Origin of the sequence: Xylanibacter muris (assembly GCF_013166605.1) — a bacterium.
Classification (GTDB): Bacteria; Bacteroidota; Bacteroidia; order Bacteroidales; family Bacteroidaceae; genus Prevotella; species Prevotella muris.
Genome location: NZ_JABKKF010000001.1, coordinates 71,055 through 93,849 on the forward strand (window position 1 = coordinate 71,055; position 22,795 = coordinate 93,849).

The following is a 22,795-nucleotide window of genomic DNA, read 5'->3' on the forward strand; positions in this document are numbered from 1 at the left end:
ATAAAATGAGAATAGTCATACAACGCGTGAGCCAGGCTTCCGTAGCTATAGACGGGAAAATAAAGTCTGCAATAGGCAAAGGCTATATGATACTCGTCGGAATATGCCGTGACGACACTATTGAAGACGCTGAATGGCTGGCAAAAAAGGTAGCCGCCCTACGTGTTTTCAATGACGACAACGGTGTAATGAACCTGCCTATAACCGACACGGAAGGCGACATACTGGTGATAAGCCAATTCACATTGTTTGCAAGCTACAAGAAAGGAAACAGACCCTCATGGCTGAAGGCTGCGGGACACGAGATATCCATACCTCTCTACGAGACATTCTGCAGACTTCTCGAAAACGAGACAGGAAAGCCTGTATACACAGGCATATTCGGAGCCGACATGAAGGTGGCACTGGTCAACGACGGTCCGGTAACCATCTGCATGGACTCCAAAAACAAAGAATAACATACTATGGAATTATAATATATATGAATAACGAAATTACAATAAAAGAAGCCCAAAGTCAGGTGGACCAATGGATAAAGACGTACGGTGTGCGCTATTTCAGCGAGCTTACAAACATGGCCGTACTCACAGAAGAAGTCGGCGAGATGGCGCGCATAATGGCACGCAAATATGGTGACCAGAGTTTCAAGACCGGTGAGCAACCGGATCTCGGTGACGAGATTGCCGATGTCCTATGGGTGCTTATATGCATAGCCAACCAGACAGGAATCGACCTGACGGAAGAATTCCGCAAGAATATTGAAAAGAAAACCCGAAGGGACAAGACAAGACATATAAACAATCCAAAATTATAACAACCATGACAACAAACCATGAAGGTGAGCACATACATCACCACAACCGCGCCCAGCAAAAGAGCAAATACGAAGAGGCTCTAAGCTGCTATAACACTGATATTAAAGACGATGAAGTACGCGATGCCGTAAGGAGAATCATAGCCGAAAAAGTACATCAGAACGACACTCTTGAAGTAAAGAAATTCCTTATGGGAAGCGTTGAGCTTACATCGTTGAAAACCACGGATTCTGATGACAGCATACTCGCCTTCACGGAAAAGGTAAACGAGTTCGACGCCACCTACCCCGACCTGCCCCACGTGGCCACAATATGCGTATATCCGTGCTTTGCCAAAACCGTGTCTGAGACACTGGAGGTAGACGGAGTGGAAATAGCATGCGTTTCCGGCAGTTTCCCGTCGTCACAGGCTGTAATTGAGGTGAAAGTGGCCGAAACCGCACTTGCGGTAAACGACGGTGCCACAGAGATAGACATCGTCATGTCTGTAGGCAAGTTCCTCAGCGGAGACTATGAGACAGTGGCCGATGAGATAAGCGAGCTGAAACAGGTTTGCGGGGAAAAGAAAATGAAAGTAATTCTTGAGACAGGATGCCTGAAGACAGCAGCCAATATCAAGAAAGCCTCAATCATAGCCATGTATGCAGGAGCCGACTACATAAAGACATCAACAGGCAAGCTCGAACCGGCCGCGACACCGGAAGCGGCATACGTAATGTGCCAGGCCATTAAGGAATACTATGAAAAAACAGGCATACAAGTAGGTTTTAAGCCTGCTGGAGGCCTTAATACGGTGATGGACGCACTCATATACTACACGATAGTAAAAGAGGTCTTAGGCGAGAAATGGCTCACAAACGAGTGGCTCCGGCTCGGAACAAGCCGTCTGGCCAACATGCTTCTCAGTGAAGTAACCGGAGAAGAGACCAAATTCTTCTAAAATACAGTTTAAAACAAGCAATGCCGTCTACACAAAAACAATGACAGCATTTCATACAAAGGCTGCATGCAACAAGACATGCGGCCTTTTTCACGCCCATCCCCTTCTTCAGGGTAAAGCCTACATGCTGCGCTTCACCACATAATCAATATAGGCATTCAGCGACTGCCTTATCACATCATACTTCACATATTTACCAATAAAATCAAGACATAGCGTATGAAACTCGCCCATCTTCTTTTCCGCGTATTCTATACCGCCGTGCTCTTTGGTAAACTCCACCAATACAGCTATCTCCTCCGGGTTCACCGTACGTTGCTTGACCTTATAGGCCAATGCACGCAAAGCATCGTTGCCACCGGAGTTCAGTGCATATATCACAGGCAGGGTAAGCTTTCCCTCGGCCATGTCATTACCTGTAGGCTTGCCTATCTCCCTTGAATCGTAATAGTCAAAAATATCATCCCTTATCTGGAACATCACACCCAGATTCTGACCGAATCTGCCGGCAGCCTCGATTTCCTCGTCACCCGCACCGGCCGAAAGCGCACCTATCACACAACAAGCCTCAAACAGCGCAGCCGTCTTTTGTCTTATCACCCTGTAATATATATCTTCCGAAATGTCAAGATTCTGAATGTTGGAAAGTTGGAGAATCTCCCCCTGTGCCAGTGTACGGCCGAGTTCGGAAAGATATTTAACAATACGGTTATTATCCGTATAGGCCACATGCAGCAATGCTGTAGACAAAAGATAATCTCCCACAAGCACCGCCACCTTATTATTATACACGGCATTCACAGATGCCTGACCGCGCCTCTCACCGCTCTCGTCCACCACATCGTCATGCACCAGACTTGCGGTATGCAACAACTCCAAACCAACCGCAGCATTTTGCGTGACACTGCTTGTTTGCCCGAAATTCCTGGCCATCAGCAATATAAGCATCGGACGCATACGCTTGCCCGCACGCTTACGGATATGCTCCAAAGCCTGGGACAGAAGACCGTCAGTATGCATAAGCGACTGATCAAACAACTTTATAAAATCGCTTAAGTCGCTCTCGATAGGATGTTTTATCAGAGATAATAAGTCCATTTACAATAACTTAACTTCCTTGAACAATAAATTATGATACAAAATTACGCAAAATATTGGGATTTTGGTGGTATTTTTAGTAATTTTACATTTTAAAAGAGATAAAAGTAACTGTTCAAAAATAAATATATGCACAAACTGTTTCTATTAGATGCATACGCCTTGATATACAGGGCATACTATGCGTTCATCAAAAACCCGCGTATAAACTCAAAAGGCATCAACACATCGGCCGTGATGGGATTCGTAAACACACTCAACGAAGTATTGACAAAAGAAAAACCTACACATATAGCCGTAGCCTTCGACCCCTCTGGACCAACATTCCGCCATGAAGCTTACCCTGAATACAAAGCACAGAGAGAGGAATGTCCCGAAGACATTAAAATGTCGGTTCCCATAATAAAAAGACTGTTGAAGGCCATGAACATAAAAATTGTCGAAGTCGACGGATTCGAGGCCGACGATGTGATAGGCACATTGGCTGTCAAAGCCGGGGAAGCCGGTGTGGAGACATATATGCTCACACCCGACAAAGATTACGGACAGTTGGTAAGGGATAACGTCTTTATGTTCAGACCTCGCTTCGGAAATAACGGATATGACACAATGGGACCGAAAGAGATAATGGAGAAATTCAACATATCCACCCCACTCCATATAATAGACCTGCTCGGACTCATGGGCGATGCCTCCGACAATATACCGGGATGCCCCGGAGTCGGAGAAAAGACAGCCGTGAAACTTATCAACGAATTTGGAAGCATCGAAAAACTGCTTGCAGAAACAGACCGGCTGAAAGGAGCTATTAAAAAGAAAATAGAAGAGAACAAGGATAAAATCATATTCTCAAAATTCCTTGCCACAATAAGGACAGATGTGCCTATAGAACTAAACCTCGACGAACTGAAGGTCACAGAGCCAAACGAAGAAGAAACAGGAAAAATTCTTGATGAACTGGAATTCAAGAATCTCAAAGACAAAATCCTTAAAAAGACTGAAAATAAACAAAAAACAGATAATATCCAACTTGATTTGTTTTCTGTTTTTACGACCGACAGGCAGGAAGAACAAAAAAACGCCAGTTTTGAGGACCATAATACGATACCGCACAAATATAAACTGATTGACAATGAGAATGATATGTTGGAAATATGTGATTATTTCATGACAAAAGAATTTCTCAGTTTAGACACGGAAACAACTTCTACTAATGCTTTGGATGCCGAATTGGTCGGATTGAGCTTCTCTGTAGAGGAAAAAGAGGCATTTTATGTTCCCGTTCCGGCAAATCGCGAAGAAGCTCAAAAAATTGTTAATATATTCAAACCGCTATACGAAAACGAAAATATCCTCAAAATAGGACAGAATATAAAATACGATCTGGAAGTGTTGGCAGGATACGGAGTACGCTTGGCCGGAAAAATGTTCGATACCATGATAGCCCACTATCTGATACAGCCGGAACTATATCACAATATGGACTACATGGCGGAAATCTATCTCAATTATAAAACCATACATATCGACGAACTGATAGGCCCCAAGGGAAGAAACCAGAAAAACATGAGAGACATACCCGCAGAGAAAGTCTGCGAGTATGCGGCCGAAGATGCGGACATCACTCTTCAACTGAAAAACAAACTCGAACAGGAATTAAAGAAATACGGTGTTGAGGATTTGTTCTATAACATTGAGATGCCGTTGATGCCCGTATTGGCGGAAATGGAAATGAACGGAGTATGCCTTGACACGGAATCCCTTAAAGAAACGTCAATTATATTGACAACAAGAATGAATGAACTCGAACACCGTATACATGAACTTGCAGGAGAACCGTTTAACATCGCATCCCCCAAACAGGTGGGCGACATACTGTTCAGCAAAATGAAGTTGGTTGAAAAGCCCAAGAAAACCAAGACCGGCCAGTTCATAACAAGCGAAGAGGTTTTACAAAGTATCAAAAGCAAGCACGAGATAGTAGCAGACATATTGGAACACAGAGGGTTGAAAAAACTTCTCGGAACATATATCGATGCCCTTCCCAAACTGAAAAATCCACGTACGGGAAGATTGCACACTTCATTCAACCAGACCGTGACAGCCACCGGCCGACTGTCGTCAAGCGACCCCAACCTGCAGAATATCCCTGTTCGCGGCGAGGATGGCAAAGAGATACGCAAAGCGTTCGTGCCCGAACCGGGATGTAAATTCTTTTCCGCTGACTACAGCCAGATCGAGCTTAGGGTGATGGCTCATCTGAGCGGTGATGAAAACATGATAGAGGCATTCCGCGAAGGTTACGACATACATGCCGCAACCGCTGCGAAAATATACAAGGAAACAATGGACAGCGTCACCCGCGACCAACGCTCAAAAGCAAAAAGAGCCAACTTCGGAATCATCTACGGCATAACCGTATGGGGACTTGCCGACCGCCTCGACATCAGCCGCGATGAAGCCAGACAGCTTATCGACGGATATTTCGAGAACTTTCCGAAAGTAAAGAACTATATGGAACAGTCTAAGGAAACCGCACGCACCAACGGATATGTGGAAACATTGTTTAAACGCCGAAGATATTTGCCGGACATAAACTCCAGAAACGCAACGGTACGCGGATTTGCCGAGCGCAATGCCATTAACGCTCCCATACAGGGAACAGCCGCCGACATCATAAAGGTCGCCATGATAAGGATATACGAACGTTTCAAACGCGAGGGCATACGGTCTAAAATGATACTCCAGGTACACGATGAGCTCAACTTCAGCGTATACCCGGAGGAAAAGGAAAAGGTCGAGAGAATTGTCATCGAGGAAATGCAAAGCGCATTCCCGATGAACGTCCCGCTCGTTGCCGACTGCGGGTGGGGTGACAACTGGCTTGAGGCCCACTGATTCCGATATAAGGATTCAGGCTGTATGCATAAACCCCTCCTAACCTCCCCAAAGGGGAGGGAAAGGGATGGAATGTGAAAGCATCAGGTATATCTGCAAAACCCTGCCACATGTAGGGACATCGCTTCGCGATGTGTAAAACGCTTTTATCATATTTCCATACAACGCCAATGCCTCATACCGAAAACAATGACTATTCACCAGTATTGGAATAAAGCTCGGCCTTGGCAAGCTCGTAGTCGCGTTCTGCCGCAAGAGCCTGCTCCACAGTGTCATAATACATAGATGATTCAACTATATAGTCTACAATAGATATTTGTCCGGCATCAAGAGCCTTGACAAGCAGCTCATTGTTGTTTCTTGCAGAAGCAAGAGTCTCCCGATATCCGTCCATCACACTTTTAAGCCCCGCGGCACGGTCATACAGTTCCTGCAGACGCACATAAAACTGCTCCACGGCATCGGCCTGCCGCGCCTCCGCTGCGGAAACGGCGGCCTTCGCCTGCCTGATCTTGTTTTTGTTTTCCCATAAAGGTATGGATATGCCCACACTTATGCCCTGAAAAGTCTCCTCCATGGTTCTCTCCGACGTATATCCGGCTGAGATATTAGGAAGCCCCTCGGCACGGCTGAGCTTCATCTCTCCCCTGCTCACCTCAGTCTGCTGGCGCACATACTTCAGTGCCGGGCTTTTTGCCTCGGCTGAAGCATACCACGAGTTAAAGTCGGAAGGCATAGGCAAACTGTTGTAACTGCTGTCGTCAAACGCTATGTCGATGCCGCCGTTAAGCCTTCGCAAACCGGCCAGAAGGGCCTTGCGCTCCACCTCCATGCGCGACTTCTCTCCCTTGAGCGAGACAAGGCTGAGCTTTGCCTTATTGTATTCCAGTATTCCGGCATCTCCATTGTCGAGACGTCTCTTCCATGCCGTCTCAAGTTCTGCGGCCCGTGATATGCGTCTGTCGAGTTCTCTGCATACGGCATTATAGTATACAAGCTCAACGCAATAGTTCCTTGCCTCAAGCAATATTGCCTGACGGTCTGCCATATACTGGTATTCCGCAAGACGGTCGCGGCTTTTCGCCATACGCCTTTTCATTCCTGAGACGGTGGCAAAGTCAAACGTCTGCGTGAGTCCAAGGTCCTTCTTCGTACCTATACTGCCCGGACTACCCCACAGATACCCGAACTCCACTTCCGGATTAGGAAGGAATATTCCCGTGCGGTTGCCTATCTGCTGCGCCTTCATGTCGGCACGCAAAGCCTTCAATGTGGTGTTGTTCACGTCTATTTCCGAGACCACAGCGGAGATGTTGTCCTGCGCATTCAACGATGCACATGTAAACACCGCAACAGCAAAACATATAATTGTCTTCATATCATCCTTATCTTTTAAAATATCACACATTCGCTTTTCTCTCCTTATACTCTGCCATATACTGATACATCACCGGAATGACAAACCCGTTAAGCGCCACAGAGCTTATCAGTCCGCCGAGTATCACCTTCGCCATAGGGCTTTGTATCTCGTTTCCCGGCAAGTCACCGCCTATGGCAAGCGGAATGAGCGCCAAAGCCGAAGAAAGAGCCGTCATGAGTATAGGGTTAAGACGGTCTTCCGAACCTTTCATTATACTGTCGTATACTGTCATTCCCTCTGCCCTCAGGCTGTTGTAACGCTCCATGAGCAACATGCCGTTGCGGGTTGCTATACCGAAGAGCGAGATGAAGCCTATTATTGCCGGTATGCTCATTATCCCGCTTGTGACATATACAGCCGCCACACCACCGATAAGCGCAAGAGGCAGGTTGACAAGTATTACCGCAGCCTGCACGAAGCTCCTGAATTCGTTGTAAAGCAGCAGGAATATCACAATCACCGAGAATACTGAAGCTATGAAGATGGTGCGCGACGCGGCCTGCTCACTCTCAAACTGTCCGCCGTACTCTACATAATATCCGTCAGGCAGGCTCACCTCTCTGTCAATCCTCCCGCGGATATCCTCCACCACTCCGCGCAGGTCTCTGCCTGAGACGTTTGCCGACACCACTATCTTCCGTGCCACGTTCTCACGGCTGATGGTGTTAGGACCGGAGGCCGACACCACATCCGCAATGCTCTCCAATGGCACCTTACGCCCGTTGGCGTCCACCATAAGCCTTTGTATGCCGCTTATCGTGCTGCGGCTTGTGTCATCCACCCTCACAGTGAGATCAAAGGCCCTCGTGCCCTCATATACCTGTGAGACGGTCTCCCCGCCCAACAATACATTCACCATACCGGCAAACTGCGGCAAGGTTATCCCATACTCGGCCAGGATGTCGCGCTTGGGCACAATCTTCAGCTGCGGCCTTTCCACCTGCTGTTCCACATTCAGGTCTGCAATGCCCTCTACATCCTCTACCGCTTTCTTTATCTTTCCCCCAAGCTCATACATTTTGTTCAGATCTGTTCCGAACAGCTTTATTGCAATATTGGCTCTCGTTCCCGACAGCATGGCATCTATCCTGTGTGTGATGGGTGCGCCGATCTCTATATTCACTCCCGGGATGGTCTTCATCTTCCTGCGTATCTCCGCCATCACCTCGTCCTTCGACCTCTTCCCGAGCACGAAAGGCGCCTCTATTTCCGAGTTGTTCACGCCAAGGGCATGCTCGTCAAGCTCTGCACGTCCCGTTTTCCGTCCCACTGTCGTTATCTCCGGCACAGAGAGCAGAATTTGTTCCGCGGCACGCCCTATCCTGTCAGACTCCTCGAGCGATATGCCCGGCAGAGTGCTGATGTTTATGGTAAACGACCCCTCGTTGAACGGTGGCAGGAAGCTGCGGCCGAACGAGAGAAACATCGCCATGGCGGCAACAATACATACCGCCACGCTTCCAAGCACCGTCCTGCGATGAGACAAAGCCCGTCCGAGCATTTTTCCATATACGGTTTTCAACCTGATGACAAACAGGGGCTCGCGCCTCACCCCACCGTCACCGGCATTGTCGAGCAGATAACTGCACAGCACGGGAGTAAGCGTGAGGGCCACCACCGTCGATGCGCACAGCGATATTATGAATGTTATTCCGAGCGGCACAAGCATCCTTCCCTCCATTCCTGAAAGAAAGAACAGCGGCAGGAAGCTTGCTATTATTATCATCGTCGAGTTGAGGATCGGCATGCGTACCTCGCGTGAGGCATAGAACACCACGTTAAGAGTGCTGCGCCTCGACTCGGGCGCAAGCATACGGTTTTCCCTCAGACGCTTGAACACGTTCTCCACATCCACTATGGCATCGTCCACAAGAGAGCCTATGGCAATGGCAATGCCTCCGAGGCTCATCGTGTTCACCGTGAGCCCCATCACTTTCAGTGTGACGAGAGCCACAAGTATCGACAGAGGTATCGTTATCAGCGATATCACAGTGGTGCGCACATTCATCAGGAACACGAACAACACTATCACCACGAATATGCCTCCTTCATAGAGCGATCTCGTGACGTTGTCGATAGAGCTGTCTATAAACCGCGACTGACGGAATATATCCGTGCTCACATGCACGTCGGACGGCAGCGTTTTCCGAAGTTCCTCCAGCGAGGCGTCAATCTTTTCCGTAAGGTCGAGCGTGCTTGTGTTGGGCTGCTTGCTCACGGTCATCAGTACTGCGGGCTTTCCCTTGTCCGACGCCAGACCGAGCTTCGGGGTCTTTCCTCCTATTCTCACCTCGGCAATATCACCGACAGTCACGGCCGCACCGCCTCCGGCATCACTCTTCACCACGGCTCGCCTCAGCTCATCCACCTCTGATGTTGACAGCATTCCGCGCACAATATACTCGTTGCCAAACTCATAGAGCACACCTCCGGACGCATTACGGTTCATATCCCTGAGCACAGCAACCGCCTCATCCAGCCCCACGCCATAATGCTTCATCCTGCCCGGACTGAGCATAATCTGATACTCCTTTATGTCACCTCCAATCACCGTCACCTGCGCCACTCCGCCCGTAGACATCAGGCGCGGACGTATCGTCCAGTCTGCTATGGTGCGCAGCTCGAGCATAGATGTGGTGTCGGCCGTAAGACCAACGATCATCATCTCGCCCAGTATCGACGATTGCGGACCGAGTATCGGCTTGCCCACATTCTGTGGAAGCGATGCCGACACTTCGGCAAGCTTCTCCGACACTATCTGGCGCGCACGGTAAATGTCCGTGCCCCAGTCGAACTCAACCCATACTATTGAAAAGCCCGTTGTCGACGACGACCTTACACGACGCACGTCGGTGGCTCCGTTCAGCGCCGTCTCCACGGGGAAGCTCACCAGCCGCTCCACCTCCTCGGGCGCCATGCCTTCGGCCTCGGTCATGACCGTCACCGTGGGGGCATTAAGGTCGGGAAACACGTCCACCTCCATATTCGAGGCCGTATATGTTCCACCGACAACAAGCAACACCGCGGCAAGAAGAACAACAATACGGTTGTTGAGCGAAAATTTTATTATCTTGTTCAGCATATTCTTATCTTTTTTTCACGGATATTACGGATAGTCTCCTGACTTAGAATTCGTTTAGTGTGAGTGTCCGTGGCTCTCCGGCATCACGGCCGACATCGCAGCCAGCTTCACCTGATATGCTCCGCGGACGACAACCTTCTCGCCCGGTTTTAGTCCGGAAAGCACCCTCACGCGCTCTCCGTCACCGTCACCGACCGTCACCTCACGCTTATGATAGTCTTCTGCGCCTTCCCGGATATAGACAAAATAAAGCCCTTGCTCTTCTGTCAGTGCCGACACGGGAACAGACAGCACACCCTCCTGCACATCCGAAAGCAGATACACTTCCACGTATGCTCCCGGCATCACATCGGCAGTATTGTTGAACTCAAATATCACGGGTATATACGGCGATACGCCGCCCGACGCCTTACCATACGACAAAAGCTTCCCGCCCATATTGTCCATACGGTAAACCTTATTGCTGTGCGGCACTGCAAAGTTGGCGTCCTTTATTGAGGCCAACCGCCCGTAGAAACGTTCCGGCACATCGGCCCTGAGCTGCATGCGCCTGTTCTTCGTCACCGTCATCACCGGTTGTCCCACGGAAACATATTCTCCGTTGCCTACCATACGGCTTTTCACGTATCCGCTTATCGGACTGCCCACTCTCACACCCGCAGGTGTCATATTGGCCGCATGCGCCCCGTAAGCCGCACGTGCCTGCTCGTAGCTGAGACGCGCCTGCTCATATTCCTTTTGCGATATTATCCTGTCCTCCACAAGCTTCGAGGCACGCTCATAGTCTTTTTTCGCTGTCTCGTATGCTATCTTTGCCTTTTGCGAGGGATCACCGTCAGTGAGATTTCTCGCAGATATTGTCACGACAGTGGAACCTTTGGCCACAGCCGCACCCTCTGTCATCACGGCCGGCGGATATGATACCACTCCGGCAGATGTGGCTGCCACCACATATTCATCGCCCATGGCAGCCTCTATCTGTCCGCCTGTGCGTATCACCTCCCGGAACTCTCCGGGCGACACAGTCTCCGTCCTCAGCCCTGCGGCGGCCGCCTGAGCCTTTGAGAAATATATCCCCTCATGTGGCACATGCCCTCCTTTCTCGTCACCGCCGGCAGCCACATGCTCCTGATGCCCTGTGCCGGACTCTTCTCCGTCATGACTGTGGCCGCATGACACCAATGCCGCCATAGTTGCCAAAACAAATATATTTAATTTCATTTCCAATGTATTTTTTATGCTTAATCATCATCACTATATCACACACCGCACTCTAACGGTATTGAAAAACTCTAATCAATGAGTTTTATAATTGTTTTCATTTTCGTTGGGAGGTAATGCGGAAAAGAATCTTTCCACCGACAATCCCCGACAATATGTTTGCAAAGATATCAATTAGTATATGCAACCCGGTTGCAAACTTTAAATCCGATGAACGATTCGGGGTAAAAACATATAAGGGGATTCCACTTATTTACGATTATTATTGGTTTATGTTGTAAATATGACATGAAACACGTTTTGTTTGTAATAGAAATTCATAACTTTTCTTGTTACGTTTTCGCACCACTTACCCTATTTTATAAATCATTGATATACAACATGTTACAATAATCAAAAAGTGCACCAAAAATGAACATGCCATTCTCGCTCGATGAACATGCTATTCATCGGTCGTGAATAGCATGTTCATCGAGCATGAATAGCCTATTCATTGAAAGAGAATTTTACAGGCACCCAAATATGTAAAACCATTTCAAATAACACACCGGCAACTTTATCTGAATCAATAATGTGAGCTATAGTAAGATTCAATATGGCTTCAGGCAAGAAAACCTGCGCTATAATAATTTTATTATGAATAATAACAATATTCCGCATCTTTGCTTCCTTTGTATGCCACACTGAAACTTCGACTTGTCTGGATAGGCTTGACAAGGCAAGCAATAAAGTGCGAACTTGTTCGGGCAGTTGTACGGTAGGTTGTCTGGTACTTATACGGTTGACAAGATGCACCGGTTCTGTGATCGGTCATTCGTGGAGGACAGAAGCGTAAAAACGATCGCCACAAATTCGGACTTGACTTTAGAAAAGTATCCCAACGGGATGACAATCAATGCAATAAGCGGACAGACAGGAAATTAAGTTAAAAATATAAAAACACGAAAAACAGCCATGAAATATCTTTGCAATATTGCTTTTTTTAACTATCTTTGAACGCAATAGTCCAACACTACACGAAACCAATAACAACTATATACCAAATAACTTAAAACCAATAGATTATGAAGAAAACAATCATTACTCTTATCATGAGTTGTGCCGTATCCGTATCATACGCACAACTGAAAGTATTCCAAAACGGAAACGTACTGCTGAACTCAGACTGCGACACCGCAAAGTCCGCACTGTCAATTGCCTGCGAAGGGGAAAAGAACTATACAATCAGGTCGCGGACGGACATGAACGGTATAAACTGCGTTGTCGACGGTAACAGCCTCAACTGGGGATTCGGAGGAGACTTCCTTACTTTCTGCGACAATACTAACTTCAGCGTCGGAGTGAAGGGAGAGATACGCTCACAGGGATTCCTGGAAAGAACATGCGGACGCGCATTCGGAGTCATCGGCTCAGCAGGATTCGCAACATCGGGATGGAACTACGGTGTGTTCGGACGACTGGACGGGACTACAAGCGGGGCGGCCGTATACGGAACGACCGACAAGACAGAAAACGGAATAGGGCTAAAAAAGAGATACGCCGGATACTTCAACGGAGAAGTCGGAATTAGCGGAAACCTGAAAGTAAACGGAAGCATCGACGGAGTGCTTATAGGTATGGCCGTTGAGCAGGAAGGGGAAACAAGGATGAACGCAAGGGCAGGAAACGAAACCGCAATGGAGACAGAGACCGTGCACGACAAGCTCACGGGAATATCAGCCGTGGCATACAGGCACCAACTGCCGGCAAAGGCACCGGCAATGGCCGGTGACACAACCCAAACGGTAAGGGGCATCGGAGCAATAGAGGCGCAGAACCTCTCCAAGACACATTACGCACTGTCGGCGGAACAGCTGGAAGCTGTATACCCTGACCTCGTATACACAAAGGAGGACGGAACGAAAGCAATAAACTACATGGAGCTTATACCGCTGCTCGTACAGTCTATCGGTGAGCTTAGCGCAAAGATAGAACAGCTCGAGAATCCATCGGGAAGACAGGCAACGCCGAAACAGCAGGCCGCAACGGCTTGCATAAGCAACTCTTCCATATCGGAGGCTTCCCTCTCGCAAAACAAACCTAACCCGTTTGTCACGTCAACGGACATAAAGGTAAACATCCCGACATCTGCAAACACTGCCATGCTGAACATCTACGACCTTAGCGGGAAGCAGATAAAAGGCATCCAGGTAAACGAACGCGGGGAACATTCCATCTATGTCACTTCAGAAGGTCTCGCACCGGGAATGTATATCTACAGCCTCATCATAGACGGAAAGCTTATTGACACTAAAAGAATGGTTGTAACACAGTAAAATTTTAGCTATGAGAAACTTTATAATATACTACATATATGCATTTTGCGCCATACCTATTATGGCACAAAATACAATACTTTTAAACAATGGCAATAAAATAGATAAAATTGAAGAAACAATTCCTCAACGAAAAATAGAATCTGTTTCTGACGGTGTTGTAATTACATATATATTTGATAAAGCCATATCCATAGAAGATCCAATATACCAAGAAGCATCTATCTTAAAAATAAATGGATTCGGACTTAACGATTCCATTGCAACACCTTCTATTCTTTTCAGATGGGATACTTTCGCCATACCTGCAAATTCTAATATTGCAGTTTCAGTAATAGACAGCTCATTTATCGACTTACCTATTGAACTTGCTCCTGCACGCCCCACCGTATTTGAAAGTAAACATAAAGGGTTTAACAAAGATAATGTGAAACCAATAAATCCTTACACAGGCTTTTTCCCTAAAGCAATCATTTCGTCTTACTATCTAAACAAATACAGAGGACAACCTTTGGCTAATATTTGTATAAACCCATTACAGTATAATTATGAAACTAAAACGACAAGAATATATAAAACAATTAAATATAAAATCACATTCACTACCGATAAGACAAAAAATATAGTACAAACTAAAAGGAGTATAAGTCTTGACGATAACTTTATTAAAAACACTGTTTTAAATAAAGACATTACAAGTCCTTTAAAAGAGATATCTTCCAATTCAACGGATATAACAAAAGATTATCTCATAATATCTGTACCCAAATATACAGATGCTGTAAATAAATTTGCAGAATGGAAAAGGACTTTAGGATTCCGCACCCATGTTTCCATAAGAGATACATGGAGTCCAGAAACAATAAAAGAAGAGGTAAAAAATATTTATGATAACAATGACGCACTATATTATCTTTTAATAGTAGGAGGGCATAATGACGTACCAGCACAACATAGTGAATATAAGACTCCACATTGTACAGACTATTATTATGGTGTAATGGGAGAAGAGAAGAACGCTCTTCCTGATATATATCGCGGAAGACTACTTGTTTCCACTGCAGAAGAAGCAACTATTGTTGTAAATAAAATAATTAATTATGAGAAAAATCCGGTTTTAAATAAAGATTTTTATACCAATGGTCTACATTGCGGTTTTTTTCAAGACAATAACAATGACGGATATGAAGATACAAGATTTATCAAAACATTGGAGGATATAAGATGGTATATGATAGACAACTATCATTTAATAGATGGAAGCTTTGTTTATGAAGCATATTCATCTACAAATCCACAATATTGGAACAATGGGAAATTCTCATTTGGAGAACCATTGCCCTATTATTTGAAAAGGAATAACTACAATTGGGAAGGAAACATTGACGAAATATATGAAAATTTTGATTACGGAGCATTATACGTTGTATATCGTGGACATGGAAATATTGACAGATGGGGGATGCCATCTTTTAGAAATCAAGAAGTGAATCAACTAAAGAATGACAACAAACTACCAGTTATTTTCAGCATTACATGTCTTACCGGTAAATTTGACGACACTACAAGTTGTTTGGCAGAAAATTTCCTCAAAAGAAATGGAGGAGGAGGGGTTGCCGTTTTCGCTGCAACAGAAAATAGCCTTTCTGGGAACAACGATGGTTTGATTTGCGGAATGCTCGATGCAATTTGGCCGACCCCTGGACTTATTCCTGAATTTAGATATCCGTTACCAACACCACCTACGCCTACACCAGAACCAACTTTTCAACTTGGACAAATATTAGAACAAGGATTAAAACGAGGAGAAGAAACTTGGGGAATGAGTCTCGGTGACGCAATAAAATATACAAGAGAAGTTTACCACTGCTTTGGAGATCCAAGTATGCAAATTTACACCCTATTACCAAAAAAATTTACGAACATAGAACTTTTCAAAAATGCAAATTCAATAACAGTAAATACCAATGGAGACATTGCAAATATCGCATTCTACAACAAACTAACAAACAATGTAACAACCTATCAAGGATGCTCTGCCAGTTACACGGGAAACACAGATAACGTTATAGTTTGTGTTTCTGCACATAACAAGATTCCATATATTTATGACCCTACAGACATTTTATATATCCAAAATGAGAATATTGACGGCCCGAAAACTTATAATGCGAATATAATAAAGGTAGGTTCCAATATAACAGACACCAAACAGAATGGAGAAGTAAATTTCAACAGTGGAAAAATAACACTATCCGGCAAATACGTGGAATTAAACGGTGGAACAACAATAAACAAAGGGACAGAACTAAATATTATAACAAAATGAAAACATCAGGACTCTTATTAGCATTACTATCGGCCATGTCGTTTACAGGCATCAAGGCCGACGATACGAACACAAACGATTTCCGTTTGGAAATAACCTATATGTGTACAGATTATTTGGACTGGTTCGTCGCATCCAACTACGAAATGCATTATATTATGGAGGATGTAAGCTTCTTCACAGAAGACGGCAAGACTATAGACGTCAACGGAAAGAAATATCACAAGCTTTACGCAGTCCCTACGGTTTATGATGCACCAATCAACGCACCGCTACGCATGACAGCGGAAGAGGCCATGTACAGGTTTGGAATAAGGATGGAGAACGGCCGGCTGCTCGCCGACTACAACGGCTATATGTCTCTGCTAAAGAACGACAAGACGGGATTCACGCCCCTTGGAGACATCAATTATATTCCATACGAAGTGACCGACGAGGGAGAATTGGTATTGTATGACTTCAACATGAAAACGGGCGACAAATTCCGCAGCGTAGAGGGGCACGACGACATCAGCCTTATAGACATAAAAACGGTAGATATGGCAGAAGGCGACAATAAAAAACTGCTCACATTCAGCAACGGGGCAAAGGTGATTGAAGGCATGGGCTGCATAAACTCACCGGGAATGTTCTTCGGATGGCTCAACCCCGAGACACAGAACGACAACCAGTTTGTGGCAATGAGATATTCGGTAATAACCATGAACGGAAAAGAAACAGTATACTCAACCCCTACAAAAGAGACTGTAAAAGCCACATTCAAGTCGATGCTCGACGGAAAGACACGCTGGAACTTCTACACGGCTACGCTTACCGACAGGAAGCAGATAACCGGAAAGACAGAATATACCATATTTGCAGACAACAACATGACGTCGAAAAACGGGAAAATATACCGCAGTCTGTGCATGACGGGAAACGGGGAGACAAAGCGGTTGCCAGCCATGAGAGAGGAGAACGGCCGGGTGTATGCCGACAGAGAGGAATATATGAGTGTGGCCGGCTCGGGAACGACCTATCCGGCCGTGTTTACAGAATACATACCGTATACGGACAACGAGAGCACAGAACTGACTGTGTATGACTTCAACATGAAGACAGGTGACAAATTGCGCTCGGTGGCCGGCAACGAAGATGTGACAGTAGTGAACGTGAGGGACACTACAACGGCAGACTACAACACGCGCAGGATGCTCATACTAAGCAACGGAACAAGGATTGTAGAAGGAATAGGATGCATCGTATCGCAAACAGTGAAAGAGAACAGCAAGGAAGTTGTCGGAGAAACTGCATTTACAACATTCGGTGATTTCATAAAATACAAAACTCAGGTATATGCCAAAAGCGAAAAAGATGTGATATCCGACATCACAACAGGAATGGATTCTCCTGACATTACAGGAGAAAAAAACAGACAGAAGGAAAGAATATACAACATCAGTGGACAGAGACTTACTCAAAAACCCACACACGGAATATATATCATTAACGGGAAAAAAACAACAGGGAAATAAGGGTAATGTTTCGGTGCATGCCTCTTACATGCACCGAAACACCTACGCCACCGATATTTTAACAAATTGGAAACAATAACAACTATATACCAAATAACTTAAAACCAATATACAATGAAACACCTATTTTTTATATTTACTATATTTGCCAATGCCATATATATGCATGCACAAGGATTCAAACAGGGTTCCCAATGGTCTTACTATCTTCTGGTTGACAATGCAGAAAACACATACGCAGGATTCACCAAATATGAAATAGACGGAACATGCGAGATGAACGGGAAGACATACAACAAACTGTATTCAACAAGATATTTAGGCAACGGACAGTATTCCGACAGGGAGTATGTGCTTGGCCTGCGTACAGAAAACGGAAAGGTGTATGTCTGTCAGGACGAATATAAGAATGTGGGACAGGGAACGGACATATACATGCCTTATCAAACAACAGAAGACAATGAAGTGATTCTGTATGACTTCACACAGAAAAAAGGAGACTTCGTAGGCGTGACAGAAACATGGGGAGAAGATGCAATAGAAGTTGCAAACATTGAAAACACAACATTATTCAACGGTGAGTCACGTAAAAAACTCATGTTGTTTCAAGGATATTGGATTGATGAAAACACACCGGACTACACCATACTCATTGAAGGCATCGGGTGTATAAACAGTCTCGGCCAACTCATCAACTATATCAACGCCATTGACATTCCCACCTACAGACACATGGGAGCATGCCTCAACCTCTACATCGAAGGCAACAGCGTGATATATAAAGCTCCACAATACTCCGGGGACCCCACCCAAGAACATCTCTCATACACCACATACAAGGAAGATCTTTTTTTAAGGACATCGTATCCGGAATAAAAGACATGACAGAAAGCGACAGCATGGGGCAGAATGATTCCAAAGACATTATCTTTGACATTAGCGGAAGAATAGTTTCACAAATCAAGAAAAAAGGCATCTATATACGCAACGGCAAGAAAATAGCAGTGAAATAGAATACACGGAAAGCGTTATTCAACAGCGGCAAACATAACACCTGCCACTAATGATATTTTAACATACCAAATACTTCTTTATACTGATATAAATAGTAACTTTGCAAAAGAATAAAAATAATACGTATTAGAAATGTCATTAAAATGTGGTATAGTAGGACTTCCCAACGTGGGTAAGTCCACGCTTTTCAACTGTCTTTCAAGCGCAAAGGCACAAGCTGCAAACTTTCCTTTCTGCACAATAGAACCAAACGTGGGAGTGATAACCGTGCCTGATGAAAGGCTTACAAGGCTCGCAGAGATTGTGCACCCGGGACGCATTGTGCCGGCAACATGCGAGATTGTAGACATAGCCGGATTAGTGAAAGGCGCATCAAAGGGCGAAGGTCTCGGAAACAAGTTTCTCGGAAACATACGCGAGACAGACGCAATCATACACGTATTGCGCTGCTTCGACGACGACAACATAGTGCGTGAGGGCGGAGCATCGGTAAACCCTGTGGAAGACAAGGAAATAATAGACACGGAGCTGCAGCTCAAAGACCTGGAGACGATAGACAGCCAGCTGGCAAAACAGCAGAAAACGGCTGCCGCGGGAAACAAGGACGCAAAGGTGGCGGTAAGCGTGCTCGAAGCATACCGCGAGGTGCTTATACAGGGGAAAAATGCCCGCACGGTGGAATTTGACAGCAAGGATGAGCAGAAATTCGCACACGACCTGTTTCTGCTCACGGCCAAACCGGTGCTGTACGTATGCAACGTGGACGAAAGCAGCGCAAAGGAAGGAAACGAATACTCACGCAAGATAGAGGAAATAGCAAAGGCCGAGAATGCCGAAATGCTGATTATAGCGGCAAAAACCGAAGAGGACATCGCATCGCTGGAAACATACGAGGACAAGCAGATGTTCCTTGAAGAGCTCGGACTGGAAGAAAGCGGTGTGAACAGGCTTATAAAGAAAGCATACTCATTACTGAACCTCGAGACATTCATCACGGCAGGAGAAATGGAGGTGAAGGCATGGACCTACCACAAGGGATGGAAAGCCCCGCAATGCGCCGGAGTGATACACACCGACTTTGAGAAAGGCTTTATCAGGGCCGAAGTGATAAAATATAACGACTATATACAATACGGCTCCGAAGCAGCAGTACGTGAAGCCGGGAAGATGGGTATAGAAGGTAAGGAATATGTGGTGCAGGACGGTGACATCATGCACTTCAGGTTCAACGTTTAATATCCGTACAACAAACACACAAGACCTATGACACACCTGACAGACTTCATCGTGTGGAATCCCGACCTTACGGCATTCTTCGGAATGCGCTGGTACTCGCTGTGCTGGCTCGTCGGACTGCTCCTCGCCTATCTCATAGTGCGCAACCTGTATAAGCAGCAAAAAATAAAGGAAGAACTGTTCGAGCCGTTATTTGTATATTGTTTCATCGGTATACTTGTGGGAGCGCGCCTCGGGCACTGCCTGTTCTACCAACCCGACTATTATCTGTCTTCGGGAACACATTTCATTGAAATGATTCTGCCGATACACTTCCTGCCGGACGGCGGATGGAAATTCACCGGATATGAGGGTCTGGCCAGCCACGGCGGCACACTCGGACTGATGATTGCCCTGTGGGCATACGTAAAGCGCACAGGTGTAAAGTTATGGACCGTGCTCGACAACATTGCCATCGCAACACCGGTGACGGCATGTTTCATAAGGCTGGGAAACCTGATGAACTCAGAGATAATAGGTAAGGTGACGGACGTGCCGTGGGCCTTCATCTTCGAACGCGTAGACTCTATGCCACGACATCCGGGACAGCTCTACGAGGCCATTGCCTACGCCGCACTATTCTTCATCGGCATGGCATTGTACCGACGGCATCCGGAAAAGGCGGGCACGGGATTCTTCTTCGGACTGTGCCTCGCATACATCTTCACATTCAGATTCTTCATCGAATATACCAAGGATATCCAAGAGGCGTTCGAGGCCGACATGATTCTCAATATGGGCCAGTTGCTCAGCATTCCGTTTATTATAATAGGCGTAGCATGCATGGCTAAAAGCATGAAGAAGACACAATGACTCTTATCAAAAGACTGTTATCGCTGACACTGACCGCCGCAATATGCGGTACGGCCGGTGCACAGCACGGACTTGTGGGTTTCGCCAACTACAGCGACATGGGACTGCAAGGCACTACAGGAGGAGCCGGAGGAAAGACCGTACATGTGACCAAGCGCGAGGATTTATCACGCTATGCCGGAGCCGACGAGCCTTACATAATAATTCTCGATGCAGACCTTAAAGGACATTACGACTACAATGCCAGTCCTAAACAAAAGCATGACGTCATCTCAATAAAAAGCAACAAGACAATAATAGGAGGCGGCAACGGAGCACATCTCGACAGCCTCGGACTTGACATAAAGAACCAAAGGAACATCATCATCCGCAACCTGAAGATAACGAAAGCCGACCCCGATGCAATCTCGTTCAGAAACTCACACCACATCTGGGTGGACCACTGCGACCTTTCAAGCCAAAAGGAAGAACGGGACGAGAACGACGGACTGCTTGACTTTACATACGGCTCAAGCTATCTGACCGTATCGTGGTGCAGGTTTCACGACCACGACAAGACTTCAATCTGCAGCTCGGGAACAAGAAACCTTGCCGACTACGGACGGCAACGGGTGACATATCACCACAATGCCTTCATAAACTGTACGCAACGTAACCCGCGGATAGGCTACGGCCTGGGCCATATATTCAACGACTACAACGAAAGAAACACTCTCTATGCGATAGGTATGTTCGCAAGGGCACGCGTGAATGTGGAAAACTGCTACTTCAAGGACGTAAAATCGGCATTCAACCAAATGTATTCCACCGATTTTGGGAAGAACGATACGTACTGGGGATTTATAAGAAGTACGGGAAACATTTTCGAAAACACAAAAAACAATACAGAGGGCAACAGCAACGGATTTGACGTGTCACAGTATTATCATTACGACTTCGCAATGGACAACGCGTCTGACATACCAGCACTCATTGCAGCAACAGGATGCATTGAAGGTATAGAAAGCGACATCATTCCTTTTCCGGGCGACGGTGCCATAGGCATAACGGACGGCACGAGGATATTCTGCAGCGATATAGAAGGAGCTACTAACTATACATACAGGATAGGAACATCTCCAGACAATATGCAGAATGCCGATCCGGCATCATTCAAGATGAAACCCTCGACAACCTATTACTGGCAGGTGACAATCAACGGAGGAAAGCACGACGGAAAGATTTCCGGGGTGTTCCGATTCAACACGGCAAGCGCCAAAGCCCACTTCCCTACCCCATCGGACGGTGACCGGCATACCGCATTGCGCGAGATAGACAAAGAGGCATCCGCCACACGTTGCATGCCGCTGACCCTGCGGTGGCGCAAGGGATTCGATGCACGCAGCTACACCGTATATATATGCGGAAACAAGAATATGAGCGGAGCCATGATAAAAACGGTTAACACGGAATCATACTGCCCGACGGGACTGAAACAAGGAGAGACGTATTACTGGCGTGTTGACACCAACAGGAAAGACGGCTCTGTGGAAAAGGGTGACGTATGGAGCTTCAAATCTGACATAAGCCATGCCCGCACAGGACGCAACGAGGCTGAACATGCAGTACGCGGAGGACTGTGCTTTCCTGAACGCAATGCCGCTCCGGGATGGATCGCAGCATCAAACGACTCTTGCTGCACAGGCGATCAGGGACCGGGATACATGAGTTTCGTATGGGCCGGGAAGAACGGAACATACGACATCACCACAGCATATTTCGATGAGAAATCAGGTGAGGGAAGCTTCTCTATCTATGTGAACGACAACTGTAAAGACACATGGACTGCCAACGTAAACCGGAATACCATGCAGACACGCACCACACACACCGTGAACCTGAGCCGTGGCGATGAAATAAGACTCGAGTTCAACACCATGAGGAACATGCGGTGCAGGACAGACTATATGGATATAAAACCGGCAGCAAAGAAAACAAGGCATTAAGAAAAAGACTTTTCGGACTATAATGAAATGAGGCGGTTTGTTGTCGGAACCGCCTCATTTCATTGACTATAAAAAC

16 protein-coding genes are annotated in these 22,795 nt (G+C 46.3%); 12 read left to right on the plus strand and 4 right to left on the minus strand.

Going from position 1 to position 22,795, the window contains the following annotated elements; all coding sequences use genetic code 11:
• Window positions 1–5: 5 nt before the first annotated feature.
• The 3 genes from dtd to deoC are packed head-to-tail and all read left to right on the plus strand — an operon-like array spanning window position 6 to window position 1,755.
• Window positions 6–458 carry a D-aminoacyl-tRNA deacylase gene (gene dtd / locus HPS56_RS00225; RefSeq protein ID WP_172272026.1) on the plus strand — a complete coding sequence of 151 codons (453 nt, stop codon included), beginning with the start codon at window positions 6–8 and terminating at the stop codon, window positions 456–458.
• A 35-nt stretch (window positions 459–493) separates the two neighbouring features.
• Entirely contained in the window at window positions 494–814 is a 321-nt protein-coding gene (locus HPS56_RS00230; protein WP_172273071.1) for a nucleotide pyrophosphohydrolase, read from the plus strand.
• Window positions 815–819: 5 nt separating this feature from the next.
• Window positions 820–1,755: a deoxyribose-phosphate aldolase gene (gene deoC, locus HPS56_RS00235; protein ID WP_172272029.1), complete on the plus strand. Its 936-nt coding sequence runs from the start codon at window positions 820–822 to the stop codon at window positions 1,753–1,755.
• Between the two features lie 120 nt (window positions 1,756–1,875).
• Here deoC and HPS56_RS00240 read toward each other — a convergent pair whose 3' ends face one another.
• The gene (locus tag HPS56_RS00240) at window positions 1,876–2,853 is read right to left on the minus strand and encodes a polyprenyl synthetase family protein (RefSeq protein WP_172272031.1); all 978 of its coding nucleotides are present in this window, start codon (window positions 2,851–2,853) and stop codon (window positions 1,876–1,878) included.
• A gap of 129 nt (window positions 2,854–2,982) precedes the next feature.
• On the opposite strand from HPS56_RS00240, the gene polA reads away from it, so the two are divergent.
• Window positions 2,983–5,751: a DNA polymerase I gene (polA, locus tag HPS56_RS00245; protein ID WP_172272033.1), complete on the plus strand. Its 2,769-nt coding sequence runs from the start codon at window positions 2,983–2,985 to the stop codon at window positions 5,749–5,751.
• Window positions 5,752–5,944: 193 nt separating this feature from the next.
• Here the strand turns inward: polA and HPS56_RS00250 are convergent, their stop codons facing one another.
• From HPS56_RS00250 to HPS56_RS00260, 3 genes are read right to left on the minus strand one after another with little or no spacing between them, the layout of a single operon-like run.
• Window positions 5,945–7,129 carry a TolC family protein gene (locus HPS56_RS00250; RefSeq protein ID WP_172272035.1) on the minus strand — a complete coding sequence of 395 codons (1,185 nt, stop codon included), beginning with the start codon at window positions 7,127–7,129 and terminating at the stop codon, window positions 5,945–5,947.
• 22 nt (window positions 7,130–7,151) lie between these two features.
• Window positions 7,152–10,253, minus strand: a complete 3,102-nt coding sequence (locus tag HPS56_RS00255) for an efflux RND transporter permease subunit (RefSeq protein ID WP_172272037.1) — start codon at window positions 10,251–10,253, stop codon at window positions 7,152–7,154.
• A gap of 54 nt (window positions 10,254–10,307) precedes the next feature.
• Entirely contained in the window at window positions 10,308–11,474 is a 1,167-nt protein-coding gene (locus HPS56_RS00260; RefSeq protein WP_172272039.1) for an efflux RND transporter periplasmic adaptor subunit, read from the minus strand.
• A gap of 1,064 nt (window positions 11,475–12,538) precedes the next feature.
• Here HPS56_RS00260 and HPS56_RS00265 point away from each other — a divergent pair.
• The 8 genes from HPS56_RS00265 to HPS56_RS00295 all read left to right on the plus strand — a co-directional run bounded on the left by HPS56_RS00265 (window position 12,539) and on the right by HPS56_RS00295 (window position 22,719).
• A complete protein-coding gene (locus tag HPS56_RS00265) occupies window positions 12,539–13,789 on the plus strand; it encodes a T9SS type A sorting domain-containing protein (protein ID WP_172272041.1) in 1,251 nt (416 codons plus the stop codon).
• A gap of 10 nt (window positions 13,790–13,799) precedes the next feature.
• Window positions 13,800–16,118 (plus strand): C25 family cysteine peptidase, encoded by a 2,319-nt coding sequence (locus HPS56_RS00270; RefSeq protein WP_172272043.1) that lies wholly within the window; start codon window positions 13,800–13,802, stop codon window positions 16,116–16,118.
• Entirely contained in the window at window positions 16,115–17,632 is a 1,518-nt protein-coding gene (locus HPS56_RS00275) for a hypothetical protein (RefSeq protein WP_172272045.1), read from the plus strand. Before HPS56_RS00270 ends, HPS56_RS00275 begins: the two co-directional genes overlap by 4 nt.
• A gap of 114 nt (window positions 17,633–17,746) precedes the next feature.
• Complete coding sequence (locus tag HPS56_RS00280; protein ID WP_172272048.1) at window positions 17,747–18,508, plus strand: hypothetical protein; 762 nt, start codon at window positions 17,747–17,749, stop codon at window positions 18,506–18,508.
• A 5-nt stretch (window positions 18,509–18,513) separates the two neighbouring features.
• The gene (locus HPS56_RS13450) at window positions 18,514–18,645 is read left to right on the plus strand and encodes a hypothetical protein (protein ID WP_256372596.1); all 132 of its coding nucleotides are present in this window, start codon (window positions 18,514–18,516) and stop codon (window positions 18,643–18,645) included.
• A 133-nt stretch (window positions 18,646–18,778) separates the two neighbouring features.
• Window positions 18,779–19,882 carry a redox-regulated ATPase YchF gene (ychF, locus tag HPS56_RS00285; protein WP_172272051.1) on the plus strand — a complete coding sequence of 368 codons (1,104 nt, stop codon included), beginning with the start codon at window positions 18,779–18,781 and terminating at the stop codon, window positions 19,880–19,882.
• A 27-nt stretch (window positions 19,883–19,909) separates the two neighbouring features.
• The gene (lgt, locus tag HPS56_RS00290; protein WP_172272054.1) at window positions 19,910–20,734 is read left to right on the plus strand and encodes a prolipoprotein diacylglyceryl transferase; all 825 of its coding nucleotides are present in this window, start codon (window positions 19,910–19,912) and stop codon (window positions 20,732–20,734) included.
• Window positions 20,731–22,719, plus strand: a complete 1,989-nt coding sequence (locus HPS56_RS00295; protein WP_172272057.1) for a pectate lyase family protein — start codon at window positions 20,731–20,733, stop codon at window positions 22,717–22,719. The genes lgt and HPS56_RS00295 overlap by 4 nt, the downstream gene beginning before the upstream one ends.
• The last annotated feature ends 76 nt before the right edge of the window (window positions 22,720–22,795 follow it).

Excerpts from the sequence above, each read along its gene's own strand:
- dtd (WP_172272026.1), top strand. The coding sequence starts at position 6 with ATGAGAATAGTCATACAACGCGTGAGCCAGGCTTCCGTAGCTATAGAC.
- deoC (WP_172272029.1), top strand. The coding sequence starts at position 820 with ATGACAACAAACCATGAAGGTGAGCACATACATCACCACAACCGCGCC.
- HPS56_RS00240 (WP_172272031.1), bottom strand. The coding sequence starts at position 2,853 with ATGGACTTATTATCTCTGATAAAACATCCTATCGAGAGCGACTTAAGC.
- polA (WP_172272033.1), top strand. The coding sequence starts at position 2,983 with ATGCACAAACTGTTTCTATTAGATGCATACGCCTTGATATACAGGGCA.
- HPS56_RS00250 (WP_172272035.1), bottom strand. The coding sequence starts at position 7,129 with ATGAAGACAATTATATGTTTTGCTGTTGCGGTGTTTACATGTGCATCG.
- HPS56_RS00255 (WP_172272037.1), bottom strand. The coding sequence starts at position 10,253 with ATGCTGAACAAGATAATAAAATTTTCGCTCAACAACCGTATTGTTGTT.
- HPS56_RS00260 (WP_172272039.1), bottom strand. The coding sequence starts at position 11,474 with ATGAAATTAAATATATTTGTTTTGGCAACTATGGCGGCATTGGTGTCA.
- HPS56_RS00265 (WP_172272041.1), top strand. The coding sequence starts at position 12,539 with ATGAAGAAAACAATCATTACTCTTATCATGAGTTGTGCCGTATCCGTA.
- HPS56_RS00270 (WP_172272043.1), top strand. The coding sequence starts at position 13,800 with ATGAGAAACTTTATAATATACTACATATATGCATTTTGCGCCATACCT.
- HPS56_RS00275 (WP_172272045.1), top strand. The coding sequence starts at position 16,115 with ATGAAAACATCAGGACTCTTATTAGCATTACTATCGGCCATGTCGTTT.
- HPS56_RS00280 (WP_172272048.1), top strand. The coding sequence starts at position 17,747 with ATGAAACACCTATTTTTTATATTTACTATATTTGCCAATGCCATATAT.
- HPS56_RS13450 (WP_256372596.1), top strand. The coding sequence starts at position 18,514 with ATGACAGAAAGCGACAGCATGGGGCAGAATGATTCCAAAGACATTATC.
- ychF (WP_172272051.1), top strand. The coding sequence starts at position 18,779 with ATGTCATTAAAATGTGGTATAGTAGGACTTCCCAACGTGGGTAAGTCC.
- lgt (WP_172272054.1), top strand. The coding sequence starts at position 19,910 with ATGACACACCTGACAGACTTCATCGTGTGGAATCCCGACCTTACGGCA.
- HPS56_RS00295 (WP_172272057.1), top strand. The coding sequence starts at position 20,731 with ATGACTCTTATCAAAAGACTGTTATCGCTGACACTGACCGCCGCAATA.